General features: G+C 61.0%; 19 protein-coding genes and 7 pseudogenes. 10 read left to right on the top strand and 16 right to left on the bottom strand.

Annotation, left to right across the window (positions count from 1 at the left end):
• Window positions 1-66 precede the first annotated feature (66 nt).
• From N7E02_RS28780 to N7E02_RS28730, 11 genes and pseudogenes are all read right to left on the bottom strand, one after another.
• Window positions 67-1,164, bottom strand: coding sequence for a carboxynorspermidine decarboxylase (locus N7E02_RS28780; RefSeq protein WP_286581248.1), 1,098 nt, complete (start codon window positions 1,162-1,164; stop codon window positions 67-69).
• 159 nt (window positions 1,165-1,323) lie between these two features.
• Window positions 1,324-1,740 (bottom strand): GFA family protein, encoded by a 417-nt coding sequence (locus tag N7E02_RS28775; RefSeq protein ID WP_286581246.1) that lies wholly within the window; start codon window positions 1,738-1,740, stop codon window positions 1,324-1,326.
• Window positions 1,741-1,819: 79 nt separating this feature from the next.
• Window positions 1,820-2,352, bottom strand: a pseudogene (locus tag N7E02_RS28770) (SRPBCC family protein).
• Window positions 2,353-2,373: 21 nt separating this feature from the next.
• Window positions 2,374-2,790, bottom strand: a complete 417-nt coding sequence (locus tag N7E02_RS28765) for an ArsR/SmtB family transcription factor (RefSeq protein WP_286581245.1) — start codon at window positions 2,788-2,790, stop codon at window positions 2,374-2,376.
• Window positions 2,791-2,978: 188 nt separating this feature from the next.
• Window positions 2,979-4,085 carry a branched-chain amino acid ABC transporter substrate-binding protein gene (locus tag N7E02_RS28760; protein ID WP_286581244.1) on the bottom strand — a complete coding sequence of 369 codons (1,107 nt, stop codon included), beginning with the start codon at window positions 4,083-4,085 and terminating at the stop codon, window positions 2,979-2,981.
• 273 nt (window positions 4,086-4,358) lie between these two features.
• Window positions 4,359-6,052, bottom strand: a pseudogene (gene ade / locus N7E02_RS28755) (adenine deaminase).
• A gap of 380 nt (window positions 6,053-6,432) precedes the next feature.
• A complete protein-coding gene (locus tag N7E02_RS28750; protein ID WP_286581243.1) occupies window positions 6,433-6,753 on the bottom strand; it encodes an ArsR/SmtB family transcription factor in 321 nt (106 codons plus the stop codon).
• Window positions 6,754-6,878: 125 nt separating this feature from the next.
• Entirely contained in the window at window positions 6,879-7,595 is a 717-nt protein-coding gene (locus N7E02_RS28745) for a HugZ family pyridoxamine 5'-phosphate oxidase (RefSeq protein ID WP_286581241.1), read from the bottom strand.
• A gap of 118 nt (window positions 7,596-7,713) precedes the next feature.
• Window positions 7,714-8,793 carry a choline ABC transporter ATP-binding protein gene (choV, locus tag N7E02_RS28740; protein ID WP_286581240.1) on the bottom strand — a complete coding sequence of 360 codons (1,080 nt, stop codon included), beginning with the start codon at window positions 8,791-8,793 and terminating at the stop codon, window positions 7,714-7,716.
• The gene (choW, locus tag N7E02_RS28735; RefSeq protein WP_286584084.1) at window positions 8,790-9,623 is read right to left on the bottom strand and encodes a choline ABC transporter permease subunit; all 834 of its coding nucleotides are present in this window, start codon (window positions 9,621-9,623) and stop codon (window positions 8,790-8,792) included. Before choW ends, choV begins: the two co-directional genes overlap by 4 nt.
• Window positions 9,624-9,728: 105 nt before the next feature.
• Window positions 9,729-10,681 (bottom strand): annotated as a pseudogene (locus N7E02_RS28730) (choline ABC transporter substrate-binding protein).
• A gap of 253 nt (window positions 10,682-10,934) precedes the next feature.
• On the opposite strand from N7E02_RS28730, the gene N7E02_RS28725 reads away from it, so the two are divergent.
• Together N7E02_RS28725 and N7E02_RS28720 are read left to right on the top strand one after the other, a co-directional pair.
• A complete protein-coding gene (locus N7E02_RS28725) occupies window positions 10,935-11,657 on the top strand; it encodes a L,D-transpeptidase (RefSeq protein ID WP_286581239.1) in 723 nt (240 codons plus the stop codon).
• A gap of 299 nt (window positions 11,658-11,956) precedes the next feature.
• Window positions 11,957-12,964 carry an FkbM family methyltransferase gene (locus N7E02_RS28720; protein ID WP_286581238.1) on the top strand — a complete coding sequence of 336 codons (1,008 nt, stop codon included), beginning with the start codon at window positions 11,957-11,959 and terminating at the stop codon, window positions 12,962-12,964.
• Here N7E02_RS28720 and N7E02_RS28715 read toward each other — a convergent pair.
• Window positions 12,894-13,532, bottom strand: a complete 639-nt coding sequence (locus N7E02_RS28715; protein ID WP_286581237.1) for a VOC family protein — start codon at window positions 13,530-13,532, stop codon at window positions 12,894-12,896. The two genes, N7E02_RS28720 and N7E02_RS28715, sit on opposite strands and share 71 nt — an antisense overlap.
• Before the next feature lie 106 nt (window positions 13,533-13,638).
• Between N7E02_RS28715 and N7E02_RS28710 the strand changes: the two are divergent.
• Window positions 13,639-14,207, top strand: a pseudogene (locus tag N7E02_RS28710) (AAA family ATPase).
• 7 nt (window positions 14,208-14,214) lie between these two features.
• Here the strand turns inward: N7E02_RS28710 and N7E02_RS28705 are convergent.
• Window positions 14,215-14,730 carry an NUDIX hydrolase gene (locus tag N7E02_RS28705; protein WP_286584083.1) on the bottom strand — a complete coding sequence of 172 codons (516 nt, stop codon included), beginning with the start codon at window positions 14,728-14,730 and terminating at the stop codon, window positions 14,215-14,217.
• Window positions 14,731-14,847: 117 nt separating this feature from the next.
• Here N7E02_RS28705 and N7E02_RS28700 point away from each other — a divergent pair, with 117 nt between their 5' ends.
• The 6 genes from N7E02_RS28700 to N7E02_RS28675 all read left to right on the top strand — a co-directional run bounded on the left by N7E02_RS28700 (window position 14,848) and on the right by N7E02_RS28675 (window position 20,257).
• Window positions 14,848-15,492, top strand: a complete 645-nt coding sequence (locus N7E02_RS28700) for a DUF47 domain-containing protein (RefSeq protein ID WP_286581236.1) — start codon at window positions 14,848-14,850, stop codon at window positions 15,490-15,492.
• Window positions 15,492-16,496: an inorganic phosphate transporter gene (locus N7E02_RS28695; protein ID WP_286581235.1), complete on the top strand. Its 1,005-nt coding sequence runs from the start codon at window positions 15,492-15,494 to the stop codon at window positions 16,494-16,496. Before N7E02_RS28700 ends, N7E02_RS28695 begins: the two co-directional genes overlap by 1 nt.
• An 88-nt stretch (window positions 16,497-16,584) precedes the next feature.
• Window positions 16,585-17,166 carry a thymidine kinase gene (locus N7E02_RS28690; RefSeq protein ID WP_286581234.1) on the top strand — a complete coding sequence of 194 codons (582 nt, stop codon included), beginning with the start codon at window positions 16,585-16,587 and terminating at the stop codon, window positions 17,164-17,166.
• A gap of 396 nt (window positions 17,167-17,562) precedes the next feature.
• Window positions 17,563-18,012 (top strand): pseudoazurin, encoded by a 450-nt coding sequence (locus N7E02_RS28685; protein WP_286581232.1) that lies wholly within the window; start codon window positions 17,563-17,565, stop codon window positions 18,010-18,012.
• Between the two features lie 182 nt (window positions 18,013-18,194).
• On the top strand, window positions 18,195-19,028 hold the full coding sequence (locus N7E02_RS28680) for a hypothetical protein (RefSeq protein WP_286581231.1): 834 nt from the start codon (window positions 18,195-18,197) through the stop codon (window positions 19,026-19,028).
• 77 nt (window positions 19,029-19,105) lie between these two features.
• Window positions 19,106-20,257, top strand: a complete 1,152-nt coding sequence (locus tag N7E02_RS28675) for a DUF2333 family protein (RefSeq protein WP_286581229.1) — start codon at window positions 19,106-19,108, stop codon at window positions 20,255-20,257.
• Between the two features lie 93 nt (window positions 20,258-20,350).
• Here N7E02_RS28675 and N7E02_RS28670 read toward each other — a convergent pair whose 3' ends face one another.
• From N7E02_RS28670 to N7E02_RS28655, 3 genes and pseudogenes are all read right to left on the bottom strand, one after another.
• Window positions 20,351-20,767 (bottom strand): PAS domain-containing protein, encoded by a 417-nt coding sequence (locus N7E02_RS28670; RefSeq protein WP_286581228.1) that lies wholly within the window; start codon window positions 20,765-20,767, stop codon window positions 20,351-20,353.
• Between the two features lie 99 nt (window positions 20,768-20,866).
• Window positions 20,867-21,593: pseudogene (locus N7E02_RS30265) on the bottom strand (helix-turn-helix transcriptional regulator).
• Window positions 21,594-21,750: 157 nt separating this feature from the next.
• Window positions 21,751-22,210 (bottom strand): annotated as a pseudogene (locus N7E02_RS28655) (Lrp/AsnC ligand binding domain-containing protein).
• Window positions 22,211-22,321: 111 nt separating this feature from the next.
• Between N7E02_RS28655 and putA the strand changes: the two are divergent.
• A pseudogene (putA, locus tag N7E02_RS28650) lies at window positions 22,322-25,442 on the top strand (bifunctional proline dehydrogenase/L-glutamate gamma-semialdehyde dehydrogenase PutA).
• The last annotated feature ends 13 nt before the right edge of the window (window positions 25,443-25,455 follow it).

Genomic DNA, 25,455 nt, shown 5'->3' with positions numbered 1-25,455 from the left:
CTGGGGACCACTCCTTGCGTCCAATCGTCAGAAAGTCTTGTCCTGTGGGCCTTTGGCCCTTTCTGTTCAGGAAAGGCTCTGTTCGTAGTCCGTGTAGTCAAACTCACGGACCGTCCTGAGGCTGCCATCCAGTTCCCGGATGGCGATTGCCGGCATTTTCACGCCGTTAAACCAGTTTTTCTTGACCATCGTGTAACCGGCAGCATCCTGGAACGAGATGCGGTCGCCGACCTTTACTTCCTCCGGGAAGTCGAATTCCCCGAAGATATCCCCGGCAAGGCATGACTTGCCGCAGATCATCGCACGATGGGGTCCCTGGTTGGGGTGAACCTTGGCATTCTCACGATAGATCAAAAGATCCAGCATGTGCGCTTCGATGGATGAATCCACCACGACAAGGTTCTTGCCGTTGTAAAGCGTGTCGAGGACGGTGGTTTCCAGCGTCGTCGATCTGGTGATCGAGGCTTCGCCTGGCTCAAGATAGACTTGGACGCCATATTCGCCGGAGAAACGCTTCAAGCGTTCGGCAAACTGGTCGACCGGGTAGTCGTCGCCGGTGAAATGGATGCCGCCGCCGAGCGAGACCCATTCGGCCCTCTTCAGAAGCGGTGCGAACTTTTCCTCCATATCGCCGAGCATGCGATCGAACAGGGAGAAATCCTTGTTCTCGCAATTGTTGTGGATCATGAAGCCGGTGATCATGTCCATGACCGGCTCGACCTTGGCGAGATCCCATTCGCCCAGCCGCGAGAAGGGGCGGGCAGGGTCTGCCAGATCGAAGGACGAGGAGGAGACGCCGGGGTTCAGGCGCAGGCCGCGGGTGATGGCGGAGGACTGGCTTTCGAAACGCTGCAGCTGGCCGATCGAGTTAAAGATGATCTTGTCGGCGTGGGAGACGACTTCATCGATCTCGTAATCGGCATAGGCGACGGAATAGGCGTGGGTTTCCTTGCCGAAGCGCTCGTGGCCGAGGCGGACCTCATTCAGCGACGAGGACGTGGTGCCGTCCATGTAGTCGCGCATGAAATCGAAGACCGACCAGGTGGCGAAGCACTTTAGCGCCAGCAATGCCTTGGCGCCCGACTTCTCGCGGACAACGGCGATCTTCTCCATATTCTGGAGCAGTTTCGACTTGTCGATGAGGTAGTAGGGGGTCTGCAGCATCTCGTTCGGCCGGCCTTCTTACAGTTCTTCTAAAACGTGAAGGGGCCTATTGCCTGACAAGCCTGTCATCTTCAAGACCTGAGGGCCAAGAATGTGGCACGGCTGGCCGATTGGCGGGCGACTGGCAGATTATGGTGCGTTACTGGCTCAGATGGTGATTTACCCTGCCGGTGGCATTCGCGCGAAGGTGGTCAGGGCCGTGTCGATGCGATCCCATGGCTGGGCGCCGTCGGTCCAGGTGACGATCTGCGGTTGGTAGCGGTCCGGCTCGTCGAGGCTTGCGGCGCGGATGACGAAGAGATCCGGCATGGCGGGGAAGGTCATGTAGACGGGCGAGCCGCAGGTCGTGCAGAAAGCGCGACTTTTGACCGTCCCGCCGTCACCAGTCGCCTCCCAATGGCCGGGTTGGCCTTCAAGCTTTACCGTCGCGCCTGCGAAGACCATGTTCGAGGTGTGGCCGGTGCCGCTCTCGCGCTGGCATTGTCGGCACTGGCAATCGACCATGGCGACAGGGTCGCTCGTGACATGGTAGCGGATGGCGCCGCAGGCGCAGCCGCCGGTAAATGGCCTGCTCATGATTGTCTCCATGTCCGAAAGGGCGATCGATTGTCAGCGTTGGCCCTGCCGATCCGGAGGCCGGCAGGGAGTGGGAGGTTCACTCCGGAATGAGGCGCTCGTACTCATCCCGCAGCCGCTGCCAGCCCTGCCAGAAGGGCTCAGGCTTGCGACCCTCGGCCTTGGCGGCGAGGATATCGAGATGCATGTGCCAGCCGGCGCCGACCATGGTCATGTTCTTGCGGTCGGAAATGCGTCTGTGAACGAGGGTGAGCAAGACATCCGAGCCGATGGTCTTGAGTTCGATCGAGACCTCGCCGCGCGGCGGCCAGGTGAAGGCGAGGCGGTGCGGGGCCTCGAAGAGAACGATCTCGCTCGTCATCCGCTGTTCCTCGGGAAGCCTTCGGGCCGAGCTTCCGCGCCGTCGGTCAGCTCGTCGTTGCGCCAGACGAGTTCGAACGAGCCGCCCGGCTGGCTCGGCATGATGCCGGAGGCCAGCCATTGGCGGCGCAGGTCGCTATCGGTCAGATAATCCCAGATGCGCTCGATCGGACCGGGCAGCTTGCGCTGGATGGTGATCTCGGAGGGCGCTGTAACGGTGCCGTATTTCTCCAATAGATTCATGCTGTTCATCGGTCTTCTCCCAGTTTTGATTCAAGGTTCATTTCCAGGTTTCGATGCGGGCTTGGGGGCAGGCTTCGGGGCAGGTTTGTCGGTGGGTCGATCGGCCAAGGCCCTTCGGGCGTCGTCTTCCTTCAGGAGGCGTTCCAAAGCATCCAGGCGATCGGTCCAGAAATGTTCGTAGAAGGACAGCCATTCGTGTGCCGTGGCGAGCGGGCCGGGATCGAGGCGGCAGAGATGGGTGCGGCCCTGGATCTCGCGGCGCACGAGGCCGGCACCCTCCAGAACCTTGATATGCTTGGAGGCTGCGGCGAGCGACATGGCGTAGGGCTCGGCCAGCTGGCCGACCGTGCGTTCGCCGCGTGTCAGTTCCCGCAGCATCTGGCGGCGCGTGGCATCGCTCAGCGCATGAAAAACGGTGTCGATCTGCTGTGCGTGTAATTCAACCATGTGGTTGAATGTGCGCTTATCGAGATGGATTGTCAATCGGTCGGTTTAATAATTACAAGCTGGCCGGAAGAGGGAGGAGGCAGGGCTTTAAGGGCCTGTCTGACGGTAAGGCGGCAGAACTTGAGGCTTTGAGATGGATGTCTTCCGGCGGCAATCCTTGAAGGTGCCGCCGGAAAGCCGTTGTCAGATTATTCGGCGGCGACGATCTTGCCGTCTTCCCACTTGAACAGGGAGAAGCTCTGCGAGGTGAGGTCGCCCGTCTCGCCATAGGTGAGCTTGCCGATCGCGGTCGGGATTTCCTCGCCGGACTTCAGAGCTTCCGCCACGGCTGCCGCGTCATCCGCCGCCTTTGCCTTCTCGATGCCGGCCTTGATGACTTCCACGGCGGCATAGGCGTTCAGTGTGAAGGCTTCGGCCGGGATGTTGCGTGCGGCGAGCGCATCGGCTGCAGCCTTGGAATCTGGGTTCTTGGTGGCGTCCGAGGCGTTGGTGAAGATCGTTCCTGCCGCAGCGGCAGTGCCGATCGTCCAGTATTCGCTATTGGACAGGCCGTCACCGCCGATGAGGGCGGCCTTTACGCCGGCATCCGAAAGCTGGCGGACGAGCAGGCCGCCTTCCGGATGGTAGCCGCCGAAATAGATCACGTCGACATTTTGCGCCTTGAGCTTGGTCACCAGAGCGCTGAAATCCTTGTCGCCGGGGGTGACGGATTCGTTGACGACTTCTGTAACGCCGCCCGCATTGAGCGTGGCTTTGAAGGCATCGGCCAGGCCTTTGCCATAGGCGCCCTTGTCGTCGATGATGGCGATGTGCTTGCCCTTGAGGGACTTCAGCACATATTGTGCGGCCACTTCCGCCTGCTGGTCGTCACGGCCGCAGGTGCGAAGGACGGTTTCGAGGCCGCGGCTCGTCAGCGTCGGGGTCGTCGCCGTCGGGGTGACCATCAGCACGCCGTTTTCCGCCAGCACGTCGGACGCGGGAACCGCAACGCCGGAGGTGACGGGGCCGACGACGAACTGGATGCCTTCGCCGATCAGCTGGTTTGCGGCGGATACGCCCTGCTTCGGTTCGGCCGCGTCATCTGCAGCCTTCAGGACGAGCTTTTCGCCGAGTACGCCGCCGTTTTCGTTGATCACGGCAATGGCAGTCTCGACGCCGTTCCTGACCTGAGCGCCATAGGCGGCAACCGGGCCGGTGAGCGGCGCGATCAGCCCGATCGTAATGTCGGCGTAGGCCACTGACGAAAACAGGGTGGAGGCGAGGGCGGTTGCCCCGATGAGGGTCTTGAAGTTCATGTCTGGTCTCCTTGGATGGGGCTATACCCGCAGTGAACGCCCGCTTCACCGTCTTCCAGGCGCCACAGCCAATGTGACGGAAGACGGGAGAACACGCGGACGACGCGTCGAGCGAGTCATGTTTGACTTTCGCCCGGCGGAATATCTGTAAAAACCTGGCCTGGATTTCGCAAGAAGAGAACTCGCGATGCCAGGTTTTCGCAACCTATGGAAAAGGGGAGGCCGCTTGGTGTTTTTCCAGCGCCCGATGCGTGTCTCTCTGACGCGACCTGTTCAGATCAGCTGAAACCTGTCGACATCCACCATGCCCCGGTCGGAGATCTTCAGGTGGGGGATGACGGGAAGGGGCAGGAAGGCGACCTGCAGGAATGGTTCCTCAAGCGTCGTTCCAAGGGCATAGGCCGACTTCCTCAGCTCATGCAGCGTGTCGCGCACCCACTCATAGGGTTCCCGGCTCATCAGACCGGCGATGGGGAGGGCGATCTCGCCCGTGACCTTGCCATCCTCGACGACGACGAAGCCGCCCTGGGTTTCGCCCAGTCTGTTGGCGGCGAGCGCCATGTCGTCCTCCGAGACGCCGACGACGCAGATATTGTGGCTGTCATGCCCGACGGTGGAGGCGATCGCGCCCTTCTTCAGGCCGAAGCCCTGGACGAAGCCGTTGGCGTGGTTGCCGTTTTTGCCGTGGCGCTCGATGACGGCGACCTTGATGATGTCGCGGTCGAGATCGACGCCGGCCTGGTTGCCGGCGGCGGGCAGGCGATAGCGACGGTGCTCGGTGATGATCTTGCCAGGCATAACGCCGATGACCGGGGTTTCGGCTTCGGAATAGGGGACGCCGAAATGCATGGCCTGGACCGGCCTTGCCTTGACGCTATGAAGGCCGACCGGGGCGACGGGTTTGCGGGTGGCGAAGAGCTCGTTGCTGACGCGGCGGCCGGCCGAGAAGACGATCTCGGCCTTGCAGCTTTCGAGTGTGTCGATGACGACGAGATCGGCGCGCCAGCCGGGGGCTACAAGGCCGCGGTCTCGCAGGCCGAAAGCCTTGGCGGCGGATATGGATGCGGCGCGGTAGATGGCGAGCGGCTCGACGCCGGCCGCGATCGCGGTGCGGATCATGTAGTCGAGATGACCCTGCTCGGCGATATCGAGCGGATTTCGGTCGTCGGTGCAGAGCGCGAGGTAAGGCGACAGGCGCTCGGTGATGATCGGCATAAGCGCGTGCAGATCCTTCGACACCGAGCCTTCGCGCACGAGGACGTGCATGCCCTTGCGGATCTTTTCGAACGCTTCTTCGGCCGTGGTGCTCTCGTGCTCGGTGCGGATGCCGGCCGCAAGATAGCCGTTCAGGTCGTTGCCGCGCAGGAGGGGGCGTGACCATCGATATGGTCGCCGTAGAAGGCGTCGAGCTTGGCGAGGCAGGTGGGGTCCTTGTGGATCACACCCGGGAAATTCATGAACTCGGCAAGGCCGATGACTTTCGGGTGCTCGCGGAAGGGGAGGAGCTTCTCGATCGGCAGTTCGGCGCCGGCCGTCTCCAGATGGGTCGCCGGGACGCAGGAGGAGAGCTGGACGCGGATGTCCATGATCGTCTGCTCGGCGGAGTCCAGGAAATATCGGATGCCCTCGGCGCCGATGACATTGGCGATTTCATGAGGGTCGCAGATTGCGGTCGTCACGCCATAGGGCAGGACGCAGCGATCGAATTCGTGCGGCGTCACGAGCGAGGATTCGATATGGAGGTGGGTATCGATGAAGCCCGGCACGACGATCCTGCCGGTGATGTCGATCTCGGTCCTGCCCTGATAGTCGCCACAGGTACCAACGATCCGTTCGCCGCAGATGGCGATGTCGGATTGAACGAGTTCGCCGGTGACGAGGTCGAAGAACTTGCCGCCCTTCAGCACGATATCGGCCGGTTCGCGGCCCGTGCCTTGATCGATCAGTGTTTCAAGCCGTTTGGACATTTCGCAAGGTCTCCAATTCAGGAGACGATACTAATGATTTGGAACAGAAGCACAAAATGTTCGAGGCGTGTTCGCTGTATCGTCCACGGATAGATCGCTGGACGTTCCCGGCAAATTATGCGCGCACGGCTTCTCCCGCACTCGATGGCGAGTGGTCGGCGGAGGACAAATGTTGCGTGCCTTGGTTCGCATGCCGCGCCGCTCAAATCCGGCTGAAGCATGCCTATGGCCTGCAGCGAAACATCATTTCGCGCTCATGGCCATCTCTGGTCCGGGTGACAAACCCAAGCGGTGTTGGCTAACTTCTCACTCTGCCCCCCGACAGAGTAGCAAGTCGTCACACAGCCGTGGGTACATCGTGTTGGACCGATCCAAATGGATCAGGCAGCCGCCGACGTCTTGCGCTCGGAAGTGATGTAGATGTCTTCGAGGCTGTCGAGAATCTTCAGAACCGATTCCGACGAGCTCGAATAATAGATCGTCTGTGCGTCGCGGCGTGTCTTGACCAGCTTCTGAGCGCGAAGCTTGGACAGATGCTGCGACAAAGCGGACTGGCTGAGGCCGACACGTGTGGCAAGAGCGCCCACAGCGACTTCGCCTTTGACCAAGCAGCAGAGAATCATCAGTCGCTTGGGATTGGCCATTGCCGACAACAAGCCAGCAGCGGCATTCGAATGTTCAGAAAGCGGTACCTTATCCATCAACTCGTTCCCCTCAGTCTCCATAACAGCCGCGTAATTCATAATTTCATTTTTTATGATGTTAGGCGGCATCGCCAGAATTTGTATATCCCCTAAATTTCGGGTAGTTCAAACTGAACTTTAGATTATTCGTAAATATAATACATGACGTCGTCAGGCAAATATTTCGTATGTGAAAACTCATGCCTTACGAGCAGATCACCCGAGATCAGGTCTATTCCTGATGGATCGGCCAAGCCGAACCGCCAGTTCTTGTCGCCGAGCCCCAGCCTAGCTGCCAGACTGGCCGCTTGAGGCTTGAGATCGCCAAGCTTTTCCTGCAGCTGCGTCCAGGCCGATTCGTCGGTCGCAGCCGCCATGATGAGGTCGTCGCCGGACAAGGCATAAGCGCGCCCGAAGCCTCCGTTCAGCGATGCCTGTTGCGGGATCAGCCGGAAAAACCGAAAGTCCGGGAAATCCACATAAAGCTGCGCCTTCGGGTGGCGGCAAATAAATCTCTGCCTGATGCGCACATGGTCGCCGCTCTCGCGTTCGACCATCTCGGCCAGGCACTGGACCGTGATGCGGGCATGGGCCAGCGGATCGCCTTTGCCCGGCTCGCCGGCCAGCAATGAACAACGGGCGTCCGCCAGAAGTCCCTTCGTATGTCCCGACAGCGCCGATACGAGCACGACAGGCGTGCCGTCCAGATCAATGGCTGTCAAGGCGCGGCTAACGGACGGAAAGCCCGTTGCCGCATCAATGACCGCGAGCGACATGTAGCGCGCGCCACGCACAAGCAGGCGAGCGAGCTCGCGTGCTTCATCGTCCGTCGGGCGCAGCAACTGGGCCTGCTCGGCCATTCTTCACTCTCAGGTTGAAACCGTTATTTGTTGTATCTCTATAACATTTATTTTCGAGATACAAAAGATGCCTTACCCTGTTAAGTTTAGGGGTTGCAATAAGCTCTCAACGGTTGATTCACCGCCTATGGCGTGTCAGTCCGGCCACGACATTGTCTGCCGTAATCGAGCCGACAATCCCGCCATTCTCGACGATTGCGATGGTTCCGCTCTGGCGAGCCAGGGCATCCAGAATGTCGACGAGCGGCGTATCGGGAGATGCCGTGGCCGATACGGGCACATTTCCGGAGGACGTAACACCCGGTGTCATGATGTCGCGGGCCGACAGCATGCTGATCGGATTCATATGCTGCACAAAGTCCGCAACATAATCATCGGCCGGATCGCGCACGATCTCCTGCGGCGTGCCGCACTGGATGATACGCCCGCCTTCCATGATGGCGATCCGATTGCCGATGCGGAATGCCTCATCGAGATCATGGCTGACGAAGAGGATCGTCTTTTTCAGACGACGCTGGAACTCGAGCAACTCGTCCTGCAGCTTGGTGCGGATCAAAGGGTCGAGCGCGGAGAAGGGCTCGTCCATCAGAAGAATGGGGGCGCCCGTTGCAAAAGCACGGGCAAGCCCGACGCGCTGCTGCATCCCGCCGGAGAGCTCGCCGACGCGGCGACCGGCCCATTGGGCAAGGTTGACCAGATCGAGTTGTTCGGCCACCCGGCGCTTGCGTTCGGCCTCCGGCACGCCGGCAAGCTCCAGGCCGAAGCCGACATTTTCCGATACGGTGCGCCAGGGCAGAAGGCCGAATTGCTGGAAGACCATGGAGACGTTGTGCATGCGCAAATCGCGCAGCACCTTCGCGCTCGCCCGGTAGGGATCGACCGGGCCTGAAGGCGTGGCGACGCTCACGCTGCCGCGCACGACCGGTGCAAGGCCGTTGACCGCACGAAGCAAGGTCGACTTTCCGGAACCCGACAGCCCCATCAGGACGAGAATCTCGCCCTCCTTGACCGACAGGTTGGCATTGGCGACACCGACCACCATGCCCGTCTCGGCGCTGATCTGGTCGCGGCTCATGCCCTTGTCGAGAAGCGGTAGCGCTTGGCCCAGCCTCTCGCCGAAGACGATGTCTACATTGGTGAAGGTGACGCAGTCCGGGGCTTCGGCTTGGCCGGCTTGCAGCTTGGGCGAGAGGCTCATGCGGCATCTTCCTTTCCGCTTCTGAACAGCCGGTCGAGGATGATGGCGAGGATGACGATGCAGAGGCCCGCCTCGAAGCCGCGGGCGATGTTGACGGTGTTGAGCGCGCGCACGACGGGCACGCCGAGGCCGTTGGCGCCAACGAGAGCAGCAATAACCACCATCGAAAGCGACAGCATGATCGTCTGGGTGAGACCGGCCATGATCTGCGGCATGGCGTAGGGTAGTTCCACCTTGCGCAGTACCTGGGCGGGTGTTGCGCCGAAGGCCACGGCCGCTTCCGTCAGTGCTTCCGGCGTCGAGATGATGCCGAGGCGGGTGAGGCGGATCGGCGCCGGAATGGCGAAGATCACGGTGGCGATGAGACCCGGCACCATGCCGAGGCCGAACAGGATCAGCGCCGGGATGAGGTAGACGAAGGTCGGGATGGTTTGCATCAGGTCGAGCACCGGGCGCATGATCTCGTAGACCCATTTGCGCCTTGCCGCGGCGATGCCAAGCGGAATGCCGACGGCCATGCTGACGACCGTGGAGGCAAGAACCAGCGCAAGCGTTTCGGTCGTCTCCTTCCAGTAACCCTGGTTATAGATCAGGAGCAGCCCGAGACAGGTAAACAGCGTGATGCCGATCGAGCGGCGCAGCGCATAGGCGAGCACGGTGAACAGCGCCACGAGCACGAGCGGGTGGGGGAACTGGAGCACGGCCAGCAGCGCGTCGATGACAGCCGACAGCACATTCGACAGCCAGTCGAAAAACCAGTTTGCATTGGTCGTCAGCCAGTCGACGACATCCTTGGCCCAGGTGCCGAGCCGAAGCTTGCCGCTCAGAATCGACGAGCCAGTCAGGGAGCCAGTTCACGTCCGATATCACCCCGATGTTATAAAAAGGCAGAGCGGAAGGGCCGGTTCACTGCGTGACCGGCCCTTGAGCGTGGATCAGAGGCCGAGTTCGGACTTGACCGCATCGAGGCCGGGCTTGCCGTCCTTGGTGGTGACGCCCGCAAGCCAGGGCTCGATCGCCGCACCATTGGCTTTCAGCCAGTCGGTGGCAGCCGCTTCCGGCTCTTCGCCGTCATTCAGGATGCCGCCCATGATCTCGTTTTCCATCGGAAGCGAGAATTTCAGGTTTTTGATGAACGCGCCGACATTCGCGCATTCCTCGGTATAGCCTGCGCGGACATTGGTATAGACCTCGGCGCCGCCGAAATTCGGGCCGAAGACGTCGTCGCCGCCGGTCAGATAGGTCAGCTTGAAATTGGCGTTCATCGGGTGGGGTTCCCAGCCGAGGAAGACGACCGGCTCGCCAGCCTTGTCGGCGCGCGCGACCTGGGCGAGCATGCCCTGTTCAGAGGATTCCACCACTTCCAGCTTCTTGAGGCCGAACGTGTCCTTCTCGATCATGTCGAGGATCAGGCGGTTGCCGTCATTGCCCGGCTCGATGCCGTAGATCTTGCCGCCAAGCGCATCCGCATGGGTGGCGATGTCCTTAAAATCCTTGATGCCGAGTTCGGCACCCTTTTCGTTGGTGGCGAGCGTGTACTTGGCGCCGACGAGGTTGGGGCCGAAGGATTCTACGGTCTTTTCGGTCAGGTAGGGCGCACGTCGCCTTCCTGGGTCGGCATCCAGTTGCCGAGGAAGACGTCGATGTCCTTGTTCTTCAGCGACGAGTAGGTGACCGGCACGGAGAGAACCTTGATGTCGGTCTCGTAACCGAGCGCCTTCAGAAGAACCGAGGCTGTCGCGGTGGTGGCGGTGATGTCGGTCCAGCCGACATCGGAGAAGCGGACGGTGCCACAGGCGGCCGGTTCGGCGGCAGCAGCCTGAGTCGCGAGACCGGCGACAGAGGCGGAGAGGGCGGCGGCGAAGGCGAGCGATGTATGGATGCGCATGATTTGCTCCCGTTTTTCTTTGTTCCCGTCATTATCAATATCTTCCTACGGGAGGCAAGCGCGTGCATTCGCGGCACGGTAGCGGGGGCATTTGCGACATGGAATGGGACAGGGCTGTCAAAGGAGCCAGCCCGAGCGCTTCCACCGGGTAGATCGCCTGCTTTGCCAGATGCCCGACTTGTGATTTGATCCGTGATGATCGCAGGCGGATAGAGGCCTATCAATCCTTGCGAAATTTCCGGAATCGATTCCCATGGACTTTCAATCCTACTTGCCGCGGCGCAGTTTTCTTCTCGGGTCGCTTTCCCTGAGTGCGGCACTTGCAGGCTGTTCCACGGCGGGGCGGCCGACAGTGGTTCCGGCTGTGGCGCAACGCCCGGTCGGCCCGCCCGACGAGGCGGAGCTACAGGCGCGTTATGCGGCACTGGAGGACAGCGGCCACCAGATCCCGGCCATTCCTTACCGGGAGATCGATCCGAAATATTATCGCCAGCGGGTGTACGACCCGACCGGCGAGACACCCGGCACGGTTGTCGTCGATACGCCGAACCGGTTCCTCTACGTGGTCGAGCCCGGCGGGACGGCGATGCGCTATGGCGTCGGCATCGGCCGCGACGGGTTCGCCTGGGAAGGCGAGGGCGTGGTGCACTGGCGCCAGCCTTGGCCACGCTGGAAGGTGCCGGACGAGATGATTGCGCGCCAGCCTTCGCTTGCCCGTTACTCGGTGGAAGCCGGCGGCATGGATCCGGGCATCAAGAACCCGCTCGGGGCGCGTGCGCTCTACATCTTCCAGAACGGGCAGGACACGCTCTACCGCCTGCACGGTTCGCCGGAATGGCAATCGATCGGCAAGGCAACGTCATCCGGCTGCGTGCGCTTCGTCAACCAAGACATTCTCGACCTCTACACCCGCGTTCCCTACCACGCCCGCATCGTTGTGCATCAGGGCCCGCTGAACGTTGCCTCGACGGCGTGATGCTGTGGACGCTCATCTATGCTGAGTAAGTGTCGGATTTGTACTTCTTTCGCGCCTTGACTGGGCCTGCTCGGCCTTGGGAGGACGATTCCTGGCGCTCGGTGCGGCGTGATCGGGAGCGATAGACAGAAGGGTTAGACCGCGATCTCCCGATGTAATCCACCCGGAATCCCTCCATTTGAATTGTTTTGGATGCAATTCCAGGTGGTATCATCGCTTCTCTGCATCGTCATAGGAGGCGCGGCATGATCTCATCTTCAAGGTCGAAATATCTCGATGGCCAGTGGTGGAGAGCTGCGGTGATCCCCAGGCTGAATGATTTCATCGCGTCTTTCGGCTTTACTCCCCATGAGGAGAAGCTGACGGTAAACGACATTCCGTTCGACTTCGTCGTCTCGACGCCGCTCGCTAAGAACTGGTACGCGCGCAAGTCGACCGACTACTCGCACGAAATCGCGGCGCTGGCTGCCCTGGATCTACGGGATGCCACGATCTTCGAATGCGGCGGGCACCATGGTCGCGATTGCGTGGTTATGGCGAAGATGGTCGGGCCCAATGGCCGTGTCGTCAGCTTCGAGCCGCATCCGGACAATGTCGATGTGTTGAGAAGAAACGTAAGGCTCAACCACCTCGATAATGTGATCGCCGTCGGTGCCGCGGTCGGCTCCAAACCGGGGGCGCTTTTCATCCGGTCTCGTTCAAATGCGAAAGTGTCTCGCAGCGGCAGCGGAATCAAGGTGCCCGTCGTGACTGTGGATGAATGGGCGGAGGAGCAGGGGTTCTGGCCGGATATCATCAAGATCGATGTGGAAGGCTACGAGTTCGAGATCCTGCGCGGCGCGCAACAGGCGTTGGCGAGGACGCCGGCGCTCTCCATCGAAGTCCATTGCAATATCGTGCGTGAATTCGGTTGGGAGCCCGACGCGTTATGGGATCTCGTCGACGTGTCGAAATACGACGTCTTCATCCAGCGGCATGACGGACAGGCGGCCGAGCCCTTGCTCAAGCCGGAAGCATTGGAAGGACGTCCCCACCTCTTTTCAAGCCGCGTATCTCGCGGCATTGATGCTGGCCAGTTCGCCGCGCGCTTGTTTCGCCAGGCGTTGCCGCAACCGGCCGGCCACCTTCAGGGAGCGATGGCTGGCGGCTGCCATATTGGGGGCGGCCGCCAGTTCACCGACGCAACTGAGCCTGGGCAAATGAGCTGGAATCGGCTGCCGTGCGTCGTGCGGCGGTTCAGGTCAGTGCTTTCAATCCGGAAGGCGTTGCAATCGCCGCCCGGTAGCGAAGCTCGGGACCCGCGATGACGGCCGGCGGCTGCTGGATGGCGAGATCCCGGTAGAGCGCCTCTATGCCTTCCGGATCTGGATGCTCCAGGGTGAACGCGTGAAGGCGCGCGCCGAGGTCCGGAATGGAGGCCACATAGCTGGCATCGCCGCGATGATCGATGATCGAGGGAGCCGCGCCATCCAGCGGAAGCGATCCATCAGCCGGAATCGAGAATGTGAAGGTCGGGTCCGCTGACGGCAGGCTCACCGCGTCGCCGAAGATTGCACCATGGGTCTGGCGGATGGCATCCATGTGATCGGTATTGGCAACCCAGCCTCTCAGGCGTCGCCCGGCATCCCAGTCCGACCTGATCTTTCGCTGATCATCCAAGCCGAACCAGCGTGGCCTGCCGGGTGGCGTGCCGTCGGGATCAAGCGCAACGATTTCGAGATAGACGGAGTTTCCCAGCTGGAGGCGATGGTTGTGGGTGCCCATATAGTCGTGGCGCGAACCGAAGGGCACGTCGAGATCGAGGCAATTGCGGACGTGCTCAACCCCTTCGGCCAGCGACGGCGCTATCACGGTCAGATGATCGAGTTTCAGCACGAGTGTCACTCCGATAGGATCTCGCGCAGATTAGGCATGGCGGCGATGGCGGCAATACCCGAAACCTTGCCTTCTCGATCCGGCTTACAGGACAGGAATATTTCGCATGGACCGTTTGGTCGTGATTTCAGGATGCTCCGGTGGCGGCAAGTCCACACTGCTTGCCGAGCTTGCAGCGCGGGGCCATACAGTCGTGGAAGAGCCCGGACGGCGGATCGTGAAGGAGGAACTGGAAGGCACGGGGGCCGCTCTCCCTGGGTGGACCTCGCGGCGTTTGCGCGTCGGGCCATTGAAATGGCGGTCGCCGACCGTGCTTCGGCTGCCCGGAATGAAGGCTGGACGTTCTTCGATCGCGGGCTGGTCGATGCAGCCGCAGCGCTCGAGCAGGCGACCGGGGAGCCGGCTGCCGCGCGGCTCAACGCATCCCATCCCTACCAACCCATGGTCTTCATGACGCCGCCTTGGCCGGAAATCTATGCCGGGGACGCTGAGAGGCGCCATTCGCTTGATGACGCCGTTGCCGAATACGAGCGGCTTGCCGCGATCTATCCCGCGCTCGGCTATGAAGTGATCCCGCTGCCGAAAGTGACGGTCGGCGAACGGGCGGATTTCGTTCTCCGCATGCTGGAAATTCCAGGGGCGGGCAGGGCTGAGCGATGCCGGCCGATTGGTTAGCCGTCGCCTATTTTTGTTTCGGCCTAAAGTCGATGATGAGGGATTTGAGCTCGACCTCGCGGACACGATGGGCAGCTTCCTCGCGTGACAGCCAGGCAAGCTCGCGCTGGCCGCGTTCCTTGAACTTGGCATCTATCTCGGTGACCTCGATCTCGTAGACTTCCACCATGCAGGGCGCGACGTCGCCGTCGTCCAGCCATTTCAGATAGGTGTAGCGACCCACAGGCTTCTTTTTCGCCCGGCCGCGGACGCCCGCTTCCTGCCATGCCTCTATCTCGGCGGCTTCGTGCGGCTTCTTCCTTTTCATAGGCCAGCCCTTGGGGATCACCCAGCGGCCGCTTTCCCGCGAGGTGATGAGCAGGATTTCGATATCTCCGCGGCCTGCCGCCTGCCGATAGCAGAGCGCTGCGTATTGATGCCGGAACTCGCCGTTGAACAGCTTGTCCGGCATCTGCGCAAGCTGTTGCAGCAGCGTCCTCGGTTTGGTGTCGAGCCGCTTCTTATCTTTTCTGGCAGGCTTCATGGGCGGGTAAAAGCCGATTTTCACGGTTGATTCCAGCGGCCCGATAGCATTTATGACAGTTTTGTGACAGTGGCGGCGCCAGACGACGAACACTGAGACAATACCGAGGACAGGGCCATGATGAGCGTTTTCCGGAAATTGATGCCGCGCGAGGACAAGTTCTTCGACATGTTCTCCGAGCATTCGCGCACAGTGGTCGAAGCTGCCGAGGCGCTGCGCAGTCTTCTCAACGGCGAGGACGTGGAGAAGAACTGCGAGCGCATCGTGACACTGGAAGACCGCGCCGACAACATTACCCGCGAGGTGCTTTTGGCCGTGCGGCGCAGTTTCATCACGCCTTTCGACCGCGGCGACATCAAGGATCTGATCCAGTCGATGGATGACGCGATCGACATGATGCACAAGACGGTCAAAACGATCCGCCTGTTCGAGCAGACGAGCTTCGATCCGTTGATGCGGCAGATGGGCGAGGAGGTCGTGAAGGCCGCGCATCTCGTCGCCGAAGCCATTCCGCTGCTCGATAAGGTCGGCGCTAATGCACAGCGTCTGAGCGCCATCGCCGAAGAAGTCACCCGCGTCGAGGGGCGTTCCGACGACCTGCACGATCAGGGGCTCAAGGATCTCTTCATCCGCCATGGCGCTGCCGGCAATGCGATGGCCTATATGATCGGCAGCGAGATCTATGGCGAACTTGAAAAGGTCGTCGACCGGTTCGAGGACGTCGCCAACGAGATCAGCGGCATTGTAATCGAGAATGTCTGATGGACGCGACACTCGCTTTTCCGCTTCTCGCCGGTCTGATCGGCATCGCGCTGTTTTTCGATTTCCTCAACGGATTGCACGACGCCGCCAATTCGATCGCGACGATCGTCTCGACGCGTGTGCTGCGGCCGCAATATGCGGTGGCCTGGGCTGCGTTCTTCAATTTCATCGCCTTCCTGTTTTTCGGCCTGCATGTGGCCGAGACGCTCGGAACCGGCATTATCGATCCCGGCATCGTGTCGCCTGCGGTGATCTTCGCCGCGCTGATGGGGGCGATCGTCTGGAACATCGTCACCTGGATCTTCGGTATTCCGTCCAGTTCGTCGCACGCGCTGGTCGGTGGACTGATTGGAGCAGGTCTTGCCAAGGTCGGCGTCTCTTCGATCGTCTGGAGCGGTTTCCTGAAGACGGCGGGGGCGATCTTCATGTCACCTGCAATCGGTTTCTTCCTGGCGCTGGTGCTGGTGCTTGCCGTCTCCTGGATCTTCGTGCGCCAGACGCCCTTCGCTGTCGACCGGACATTCCGCATCATGCAGTTCATCTCGGCCTCGCTGTATTCCCTCGGTCATGGTGGCAATGATGCGCAGAAGACGATGGGCATCATCGCGGTTCTGCTGTTCAGCCAGGGCTATCTCGGTTCTGAGTTCTACGTCCCGTTCTGGGTGGTGATCACCTGCCAGTCGGCGATGGCACTCGGCACGCTGTTCGGCGGCTGGCGGATCGTCCACACAATGGGGTCGAAGATCACCCGGCTCAACCCGATGCAGGGTTTTTGCGCCGAAACGGGCGGTGCGCTGACGCTGTTCGGCGCGACATGGCTCGGTATTCCGGTCTCCACCACCCACACGATCACAGGTGCCATTATCGGCGTGGGTGCGGCGCGTCGGATGTCGGCAGTGCGCTGGGGGCTTGCCGGCAACATCGTCATCGCCTGGATCGTCACCATGCCGGCGGCGGCGCTGATCTCCTACCTGACCTACAAGGCCGCATCGCTGTTCGGCTGACGGAGCGCTTGGGGGCAGCGCTTCAATTATCTGTGGTTATCGGCACCAATCCCTTCCGTCGAAAGCGGCGGAAGGTCAAAACGCATCCATGGCCAAGCTCTATTTCCACTACGCGACGATGAATGCCGGCAAGTCGACGATGCTGTTGCAGGCTTCGTATAACTACCGGGAACGGGGCATGCGCACGGCGATCTTCATCGCCGCGCTCGACGATCGCGCCGGCAAGGGACGCGTCGCCTCGCGGATCGGACTGTCGTCCGAGGCGATCCCCTTCGGTGGCGGCGAAGACCTGTTCTCGATGATCAGCGAGATGCATGCCGCCGAGCCGATCGCCTGCGTCTTCGTCGATGAGGCGCAGTTCCTGTCGGCCGAACAGGCCTGGCAGCTGGCGCGGGTCTCCGACCGGATCGGTATTCCCGTGATGGCCTATGGGCTGCGCACCGATTTCCAGGGCAAGCTGTTTCCAGGCTCGCTGGAGCTTCTGGCGATTGCCGACGAGCTGCGCGAAGTGCGCACCATCTGCCATTGCGGCCGCAAGGCGACGATGGTGGTCAGGGTCGACGAGGCGGGCGAGGTGATCCGCGAGGGCGCTCAGGTGGAGGTCGGCGGCAACGAGAAATACGTGTCGCTCTGCCGCCGCCACTGGGAAGAGGCGATGCGCTGCGAGTAAACGCGATCGTGTCCGGTCGTCAGGCGGGATTGTCTTGCGCGCTACAATTGACCGATGTCAAAGCGTGCTCCGGGAGGAGGGCTAGGGTCAAAACTCAATCAGGATGGGTGTTCTGTTGAACGGGATGGGATCGAATGGAAGCGAACAAGCGCAAGGCAAGACCCGAAGGTCTTGTCGAGCATTGTTCGCGATCAGGCGGCCCATCCCGTTCAATCCTTCGGACAAGCTGTATTTTGTGCCTGCGGGCGTCGGAGAAGTTTGAAAGTGATTGGCACTTTCTGCACTTCCCTCCTACTCAGGCACAAAATACAGCTTGCAGAACACCCATCCTGATTGAGTTTTGACCCTAGAACACCGTTGCCACGGTTTCGCGTGATCCCCGCAGGAGAATTTCTAATGACCAAGACCCGTCTCACTTCCCTCGTTCTGGCTGCCGGCATGAGCCTATTGGCACTGCCGGCGCTTGCTGCCGAGATCGAGATCAAGATGATGAACAAGGGCACGGACGGCCAGGCGATGGTGTTCGAGCCTGCAGCCGTCAAGGCTGCACCCGGCGACACGATCAAGTTCGTCGCCGTCGATAAGGGCCATGACGCAGCCTCGCTGCCGGGCCTCGTGCCGGACGGCGTTGCCGCGATCAAGGGCAAGATGAGCCAGGACCTGTCGGTTACCGTCGATCAACCCGGTGCCTACGTATTCAAGTGCACGCCGCATTTCGGCATGGGCATGGTGGCGCTCGTCGTCGTCGGTGATGCGCCCGCAAATATCGATGCGGTCAAGGCAGCCAAGATGCCGAAAAAGGCCAAGGATCGGCTGGACGCCGAGATCGCCAATCTCGGGCTCTGATCTTCGGCGCCGCCGAATTTCCAACACCTTGTCGAATTTCTGAACTGTTCGATAGGGCCGCCATCGTCAAATCGCGTGGCGGCCCTATTTCCGTCTGGCGCATGAAAGGCCGGGGGCGGCCGAGCGCAGGTACCAGGGGCAGGAATGCGGCGGATTGAGGGGCGGTTTCGTTCGAAGAGGCTATGGCGCAGACATGCGCCGAGTTGAGGGCTATCGGCGAAGTGGCCGACCGGCTCGTCGAGCGCGTGGTGTCGGGCGTCGGCCCCGGAGCTCCTCATGCGGCTGATATCGCCGACTTCGACCGTAACTGCGATGCATTGATCGCCCACCAGAAGATGGCCCATGCCATGCTGGCCGGGCAGGTCGGAGAGATCTCAAAGGCGGTTGATGGGGCACGTACGGCGCTCGCGGCAGATGACGAGCCGCGTCGCAGCGACCGATGGATCGGTCACGTTTCAAAACGGCTGATGCGGCGCCGGATTGCAGGTCGCTCCGGTCGGCTGTCGCAAGGGCAGGGGTTGCTGCTGGTACTTGGCCGCTGTGACCGGCTGGCGGGAATTATCGAGGGACATCGTCACATGGTGACGGGGCAGCGTGATAGAGCGGAGGCCACTCTTTCGAAATTCTATTCCCGCAATCGCAATCGCGAACAGGAGATGGACGATGCGGCCGCCGAATTGTCGCGCCCGTCAGATATCGAAAGCGCTCAAGCGGTCGACCCGGCCGCTCCTTCCTTCTCCGCCTTCGTCGATTTACTCAATAGGGCAATCGGCGACCATGTGGTCTTGCTGCACAAGCTGACCTTCGATCTTGAGCATGCGCTGGAGGTCTACAATGTCCTCACGGATATGGGCCTGGTGCGCGAGGCACTGCCGGGACCAGAAGCCCATCCGCATTTCAGCCCGTCGATCGCACGCTTTGCGGACGGCATCCTGCCCGGTGGCCGTCTGGCGCCTGCGCGCCATGCCGCAGACCGCGCTTTCGAGGAGCGGTTCTCGCCTCGCGGTCAAGCTTGATGAACCGTGCTGTTGTAGAACACGGTTCGACAACATATGTCAGCGGTCACGATTGTTGATAGGTTCCAGGAGGAATAATGCTCGACCAGATCACCGGATTTCTTCGAAGGATCGTTTCCGCCATTGGACGCGGGATCCGGTTGCTGATTGCCTGGCTGATCTGGCCGTTCATGGCCGCCCACGGCTGGTATCGCGGGCGTCATCTCTGGGTGAAGGCTCCTATTGCGGCGTTTCTCGTGCTCCTGGTTGGTCTTTACGGCTATTTCATCTGGCAGACGCAGGTGTGGAGCGGCTTTAATCCCAATTTCGTCGACAGCTATCGCTGGAGCGAGAGAAACATTCCGGCGGGGCAGGAGTTGCCGACCGCTGGCCCGCAGGAGCAGGCCAATGCGGCGGCCACCTCGACCGTTCCCAAGCAATGCCAGACCTCGGCGATCGCAGACGCGGCCGTCGACCTGACCGACATGAACGTCAACCAGAACGCATGGATTTCGTCCATGCTGCTCTATCGTCTCGGCTTCTTCGGCATGGACTGGGATGCGACGCCCTTTCTCGACAACAAGGCGTCCTTCCAGCGCGGTGTGAACCAGGCCGTGCGTCGCACGTCAGTGGAACTCGTCGATACGCTTGCGCGGGTGAGGGGTACGTCGGGCGTCAACAATAACCTTCAGGACGCGCGCAGCAATCTGCAGTTCGACGAATATTCCTGGTATTTCGGCCTCAGCCCGTTCGGCCCGAAGACGCCGACGCCGAGCTATTATCGCGCAGCGATCGACAGCCTGCGCAAGTTCAATGTGGAACTCGGCAACTGCTCGACGATGTTCGATAGCCGCGCCGACAATCTCGTCCAGTTCCTCGACCGTATCGCCAACGATCTCGGCGGCACCTCGGCGATCCTCAGGGAACGTTCGGAAAACTATAATGGCGGCTGGTTCGATACCCGGGCGGATGACCGCTTCTGGTTTTCGTATGGCCAGATCTATGGTTATTACGCCATTCTCTCTGGTGCGGGAGCAGATTTCTCGCAGGTGATCCGCGAGCGCAACCTCGCAACGCTCTGGGGCGATACGCTGAAGCAGATGCAGGCTGCGTTGCGCATCCAGCCCGCCATCATTTCCAATGGCCGTGAAGACGGGTGGATCATGCCGACGCATCTTGCGGTGATGGGTTTCTACACATTGCAGATCCGCTCCAACCTCGTGGAAATCCGCTCGGTGCTGGACCGCTAAAGCGTGTCGCGATCTTTCAGATTCGCTCTCACACTTTAGCCTTTTGTTTTTCGCATGTCTCCCGAAACCGGAGCCACTTTCGGGAGACATGCTTTAGCCCCCATGCTCGTTCAAGATTTCTTCCCCTGAAATGAACCCGATCGTGGTCTCCTGGGGGAAGAGTTCATAGGTCATGCCTATAACCTCGCCCTTGCTGCTTTCCGCAGGACGGAACTTGCCGACGCTGCGGACATAGCGATAGTTCTCCGCGTCGGTCTTCACCCGGTAGAGGTTGTGATAGGTAAGTCGAGCTGCACTGGCTCTCTCAAAAGTTTCCATCATCGACGAGAGGTCGTCAGGATGGATGAGGGAGCTGAGCTTCACGAGATTGACCGGACCAGTCGTGTGCGTCATGCCGAAGATCCTGGCATGGTCAGGACTTGCGAAGAAATGGCCGCTGTCTATGTCAAAGCGCCAAAAACCGCATAGCCGGAACGACGAGAGCAGTTCCAGAACTTCGTTGTCGCCCAATCCAACCATGCGATGCTGAGCCTCGTATGGTTTGCGAGAATATTCGATCCAGGACGCCAATCCAGGGTCTCCTGACGCCGGATGAGACCCCTTCATACACTAGGCGATCAGCCTCAACCTCAACGCCTTAGCTACCAACTGGGTGCGATTCACGCAATCGAGTTTCTTGATCGCATTGGTCATGTAGGCGTTGACGGTATGATCGGAGAGCGACAGGATCTGCCCGATTTCGGCGGAGGTCTTGCCCTGGGCGGTCCAGCGAACAACCTCCAGTTCGCGGGTCGTCAAGAGCGCGGGAGCGGCTTTTCGCTCGCAGCGCTTGATCCGGTCATAGACGTCGAACGCGTGCAGCATGATCATGCCGATCTCGTTCAGTTCCACCTGGGTCAGGCGGTGGCGCGTGCCGTCGAAGCGCATGATGAAGCGGCCGCCGTCCATCGAATACAGGGTCATCGCAACGCTGGTGATGAGATCGTAACGGCGTTGCAACTCCTCGATAGCCGGATCGAGTTCAGAAGCCGCGGGTCTGGATCGTGTCATTGATGGACCAACAGAAGGGCAGCTTGGAGTTGAGGATGATCGGGGCGATCGGGCATTTTCTCAAGAGCCGTTTACGGTCGAATTCTTGATGGAAGGCTTTGGGAACGCTGCTCTCCACCACCATTCGCGAAAGAAATTCTTCGTCTGGATTATGCAGGGAAAGCAAAGTCACATGCCGCAGACTAAATTCGTGCGTCACACGTCTCAAGGCAAGGAACAAGCCTTCCTGTGAATGGACAGCGGAGATTTCGCTGCTCAGCACCGATTGCCGTTCGAGAATGATCATCAGTTCATCGTTTCGAGGAGCTATGTTCTTGTTAATAAATATACTAATCAGTTTGAATGGCCAGCAGATATTAGTGCACGAATGGTTACCAATGCAATATTTCTGATATCTGATCACATTAATTATTTAATATCAGTGGGTTGTGGGCAAATGTCAATCACACAGGAATATGCCCAGTCGTTTTCACCTCCTCCATCACCGCGTAGGTGTGGGTCTCTCGGACCCCTGGAAGGGGAGAATCACCTCCGAGAGAAACTGGCGGTAGGCATCCATGCCGGCTACGCGCGCTTTGACGAGATAATCGAAACCGCCCGCGACCATATGACACTCCATCACGTCATCGCTGCGCTTCACGGCGGCGGCGAAGGCATCGAAGACATCCGGTGTCGTGCGGTCCAGTTTCACCTGAACGAAGACGAGGAGATTGCGTCCGAGCTTGGTAGGGGAGAGTTGCGCGCTGTAGCCCGTGATGTACCCTTCCCGGGTCAGGCGCTTGACGCGTTCGGTCGTGGCCGTGGGGAAAGGCTTACCCGATCGGCCAGTTCGGTGTTCGTCAGGCGGCCCTCTTTCTGGAGCAGCCGGAGTATCTTGCGGTCGAGGCGGTCTAAATCCTTCATGTTGTCCCTAGGAAGTGTCGTTTTTGCAGTGAGATCCTCCGCTACTATCGATGAAATCAGCGGGAAACACCAGCAATTTCCCGCTATCTGGGCGATGAAACGGGATGTGCCATGGAGCCGAGAAACGTGACCGAGACCTTTGCGCTGTTTAATGCCCCTTATGCCGGTGACGACGATCGGCTGATCCGCCAGTTCGCCGCCCGCACCAGCTTTACCGCCGCCCAGGATGCGGCGATCGACCAGCGTGCACGTCGCATGATCAACGCCATTCGCGACGGCTCCGGCAAGGTCGGCGGTGTCGAGGACTTTTGCGCGAATACGGTCTTTCGACGCGCGAAGGGCTGGCGCTGATGGTGCTGGCGGAAGCGCTGCTGCGCGTTCCCGACGCGATCACCCAGGACAGGCTGATCGAGGACAAGCTGCGCCAGGGAGGCTGGAGCACCCATGAGGCTACAGGCGAAAGCTGGTTCGTCTCGGCTTCTGCCTGGGCGCTTGCCGTGTCTGCCCGCGTCATCGGCCCCGGCGAGACGCCGGAAGGTGTCCTGCGCGGCCTTGTGAAGCGCGTCGGCCTTCCGACGGTGCGCAGCGCCACCAAGCAGGCGATGCGGTTCCTCGGTCATCACTTTGTTCTCGGAGAGACAATGAAGGATGCGCTTGGCCGCGCCGCCAAGAGCGAGGAGAGGGCTACCGCCACTCCTTCGACATGCTGGGCGAGGGTGCCCGCACCGCTGAGGACGCCAAGCGCTATTTCCGCTCCTATGCCGACGCGATCCAGTCGATCGGCACGTTCATGGCCAAGAAGGGCAAGGGCAAGCAGCTGCCCGACCGCATGGGTATTTCGGTCAAGCTGTCGGCGCTGCATCCGCGCTATCTCGCCACCCATCGCGACCGGGTGATGCGTGAACTGGTGCCGGATCTGCTCGACCTCGCCCGCATGGCGAAGGAGCATCAGCTCAACTTCACCGTCGATGCCGAAGAGGCGGATCGCCTGGAACTGTCGCTCGACGTCATCGCCGCCGTGTTCTCCGACCCGTCGCTTGCAGGATGGGACGGCTTCGGGCTTGCGATCCAGGCTTATCAGAAGCGCGCGCCTCAAGTGATCGACTATATCGACAATCTTTGCGCCACCTATGGTCGCCGGATGATGGTGCGCCTCGTGAAGGGCGCCTATTGGGATACCGAGGTGAAGCGCACGCAGGAGCGCGGGCTCGAAGACTATCCGGTCTGGACCCGCAAGCCCGCCACTGACCAGGCCTATCTCGCCTGCGCCCAGCAGATGCTGTCGAAACGCGCCCGCATCTTCCCGCAATTCGCCACTCACAATGCGCTGACCGTCGCGACCATTCTGGAACTGGCCGGCCCTGATCGCAGCGGCTTCGAATTCCAGCGCCTGCACGGCATGGGGGAGGCGCTCTATGATGACCTGCTGGAAAGCAACGACCGCATCGCCTGCCGGATCTATGCGCCGGTCGGCGGCTATCGCGACCTGCTCGCCTATCTCGTCCGCCGCCTCCTGGAAAACGGTGCGAACTCCTCCTTCGTCGCGGTTGCCGGCGACAAGCAGATCCCGGTCGAGAAGCTGCTGGAGCGCCCCGCCCAGCGCCTTGGCCTGGATGATGGCGCGAGCGCCCGCCACAAGCAGATTCCGCTGCCGTCCGAGCTTTATGGGCGCCGCAAGAACAGCGCCGGCTTCGAATTCGGCCATCGCGAAAATCTTGAACGGCTGATGGCGACGCTTGAGCGGCCGCTTGGCGAGATCAAGGCCGGGCCGCTGGTTGCCGGTCTGGTGCCCAAGGCGGAAGCCAAGCCGGTTCGGTCTCCCTCCGACAGGCAGAAGATCGTCGGCACGGTGCAGGACGCGAGCGTTACGGATGTCGGCGTCGCCTTCGATGCCGCCTCCAAGGCGTTCAAGGCTTGGGCGCGCCAGCCGGTGGAAGTGCGTGCCGCCTGCCTGGAACGTGCCGCCGGGCTGCTGGAAGACAATCGCGACGGCCTGCTGGCGCTTCTGGCACAGGAAGCCGGCAAGACGCTGGATGACGGTGTCGCCGAAATCCGCGAGGCGGTCGATTTCCTTCGTTACTATGCCGACAAGGGCCGCGAACTCTTCGGCACACCGACTGCGATGCCCGGCCCGACCGGCGAGGACAACCGGCACCTGTGGCGCGGCCGCGGCGTCTTCGCCTGCATCTCGCCGTGGAATTTCCCGCTGGCGATCTTCATTGGGCAGGTTTCGGCAGCACTCGTGGCCGGCAACACGGTTGTCGCCAAGCCGGCGCCGCAAACGCCGCTGGTCGCCTTCGAGGCGATCAAGCTGCTGCATCAGGCCGGCATTCCGGTCGAGGCGCTCGCATTCCTACCGGGTGGTCCGGAAATCGGCTCTGCCATCACCGCCCATCCGAAGCTTGCCGGCGTCGCCTTTACCGGCTCGACCAAGACGGCCTGGGCGATCAACCGGACGCTCGCGGCCAAGGACGGTCCGATCGTGCCGCTGATCGCGGAAACCGGTGGCATCAACGCGATGATCGTCGATGCGACGGCGCTAGGCGAACAGGTGGCCGACGATGTCGTCATGTCCGCCTTCCGTTCGGCCGGCCAGCGCTGCTCGGCCCTGCGGCTGCTGTTCCTGCAGGACGATATTGCCGACGGCATGCTGAAGATGATCGAAGGGGCTGCCGCCGAACTCAATCTCGGCGACCCGATGCTTGCCAATACCGATGTCGGTCCGATCATCGACGAGAACCAGACGAAGATGCTGTCCGGCCATGTGGCCGAGATGGGCGCCAAGCAGAAGGTTCGTTATGCGGGCAAGGTGCCGACGACGGGCAATTTCTTTGCGCCACACATCATCGAACTCGACAGCGCTGCGGCACTGACCAAGGAAGTCTTCGGTCCGGTTCTCCACGTCGTGCGCTGGAAGGCGAAGGATCTCGACAAGGTGATCGAGGCGGTGGAGGCAACCGGCTACGGCCTGACGCTCGGCATCCATAGCCGTATCGAGGCAACGATCCGCAAGGTTTCGGACGCGCTCGATGTCGGCAATGTTTACGTTAACCGCAACATGATAGGCGCCGTCGTCGGCACCCAGCCCTTCGGCGGGTCAAAACTTTCCGGTACCGGCTTCAAGGCGGGTGGTCCGGCCTATCTGATGCGCTTCGCCGAAGAACAGGTCGTCTCCGTCAACACGGCTGCAGCCGGCGGCAACGCCAGCCTGATCGCGATCGGGGAAGGGTGAGGAACGGTCCGGC

The sequence above is a fragment of the Terrirhizobium terrae genome, from assembly GCF_030323265.1.
GTDB lineage: Bacteria > Pseudomonadota > Alphaproteobacteria > Rhizobiales > Rhizobiaceae > Neorhizobium.
Note: the sequence above shows the minus strand (reverse complement) of the source record. Positions and strands in the feature narration are given on the sequence as shown.

Coding starts and splice junctions, on each gene's coding strand:
- N7E02_RS28780 (WP_286581248.1), bottom strand. CDS start 1,164: ATGCTGCAGACCCCCTACTACCTCATCGACAAGTCGAAACTGCTCCAG.
- N7E02_RS28775 (WP_286581246.1), bottom strand. CDS start 1,740: ATGAGCAGGCCATTTACCGGCGGCTGCGCCTGCGGCGCCATCCGCTAC.
- N7E02_RS28765 (WP_286581245.1), bottom strand. CDS start 2,790: ATGGTTGAATTACACGCACAGCAGATCGACACCGTTTTTCATGCGCTG.
- N7E02_RS28760 (WP_286581244.1), bottom strand. CDS start 4,085: ATGAACTTCAAGACCCTCATCGGGGCAACCGCCCTCGCCTCCACCCTG.
- N7E02_RS28750 (WP_286581243.1), bottom strand. CDS start 6,753: ATGGATAAGGTACCGCTTTCTGAACATTCGAATGCCGCTGCTGGCTTG.
- N7E02_RS28745 (WP_286581241.1), bottom strand. CDS start 7,595: ATGGCCGAGCAGGCCCAGTTGCTGCGCCCGACGGACGATGAAGCACGC.
- choV (WP_286581240.1), bottom strand. CDS start 8,793: ATGAGCCTCTCGCCCAAGCTGCAAGCCGGCCAAGCCGAAGCCCCGGAC.
- N7E02_RS28725 (WP_286581239.1), top strand. CDS start 10,935: ATGGACTTTCAATCCTACTTGCCGCGGCGCAGTTTTCTTCTCGGGTCG.
- N7E02_RS28705 (WP_286584083.1), bottom strand. CDS start 14,730: ATGAAGCCTGCCAGAAAAGATAAGAAGCGGCTCGACACCAAACCGAGG.
- N7E02_RS28700 (WP_286581236.1), top strand. CDS start 14,848: ATGATGAGCGTTTTCCGGAAATTGATGCCGCGCGAGGACAAGTTCTTC.
- N7E02_RS28695 (WP_286581235.1), top strand. CDS start 15,492: ATGGACGCGACACTCGCTTTTCCGCTTCTCGCCGGTCTGATCGGCATC.
- N7E02_RS28690 (WP_286581234.1), top strand. CDS start 16,585: ATGGCCAAGCTCTATTTCCACTACGCGACGATGAATGCCGGCAAGTCG.
- N7E02_RS28685 (WP_286581232.1), top strand. CDS start 17,563: ATGACCAAGACCCGTCTCACTTCCCTCGTTCTGGCTGCCGGCATGAGC.
- N7E02_RS28680 (WP_286581231.1), top strand. CDS start 18,195: ATGGCGCAGACATGCGCCGAGTTGAGGGCTATCGGCGAAGTGGCCGAC.
- N7E02_RS28675 (WP_286581229.1), top strand. CDS start 19,106: ATGCTCGACCAGATCACCGGATTTCTTCGAAGGATCGTTTCCGCCATT.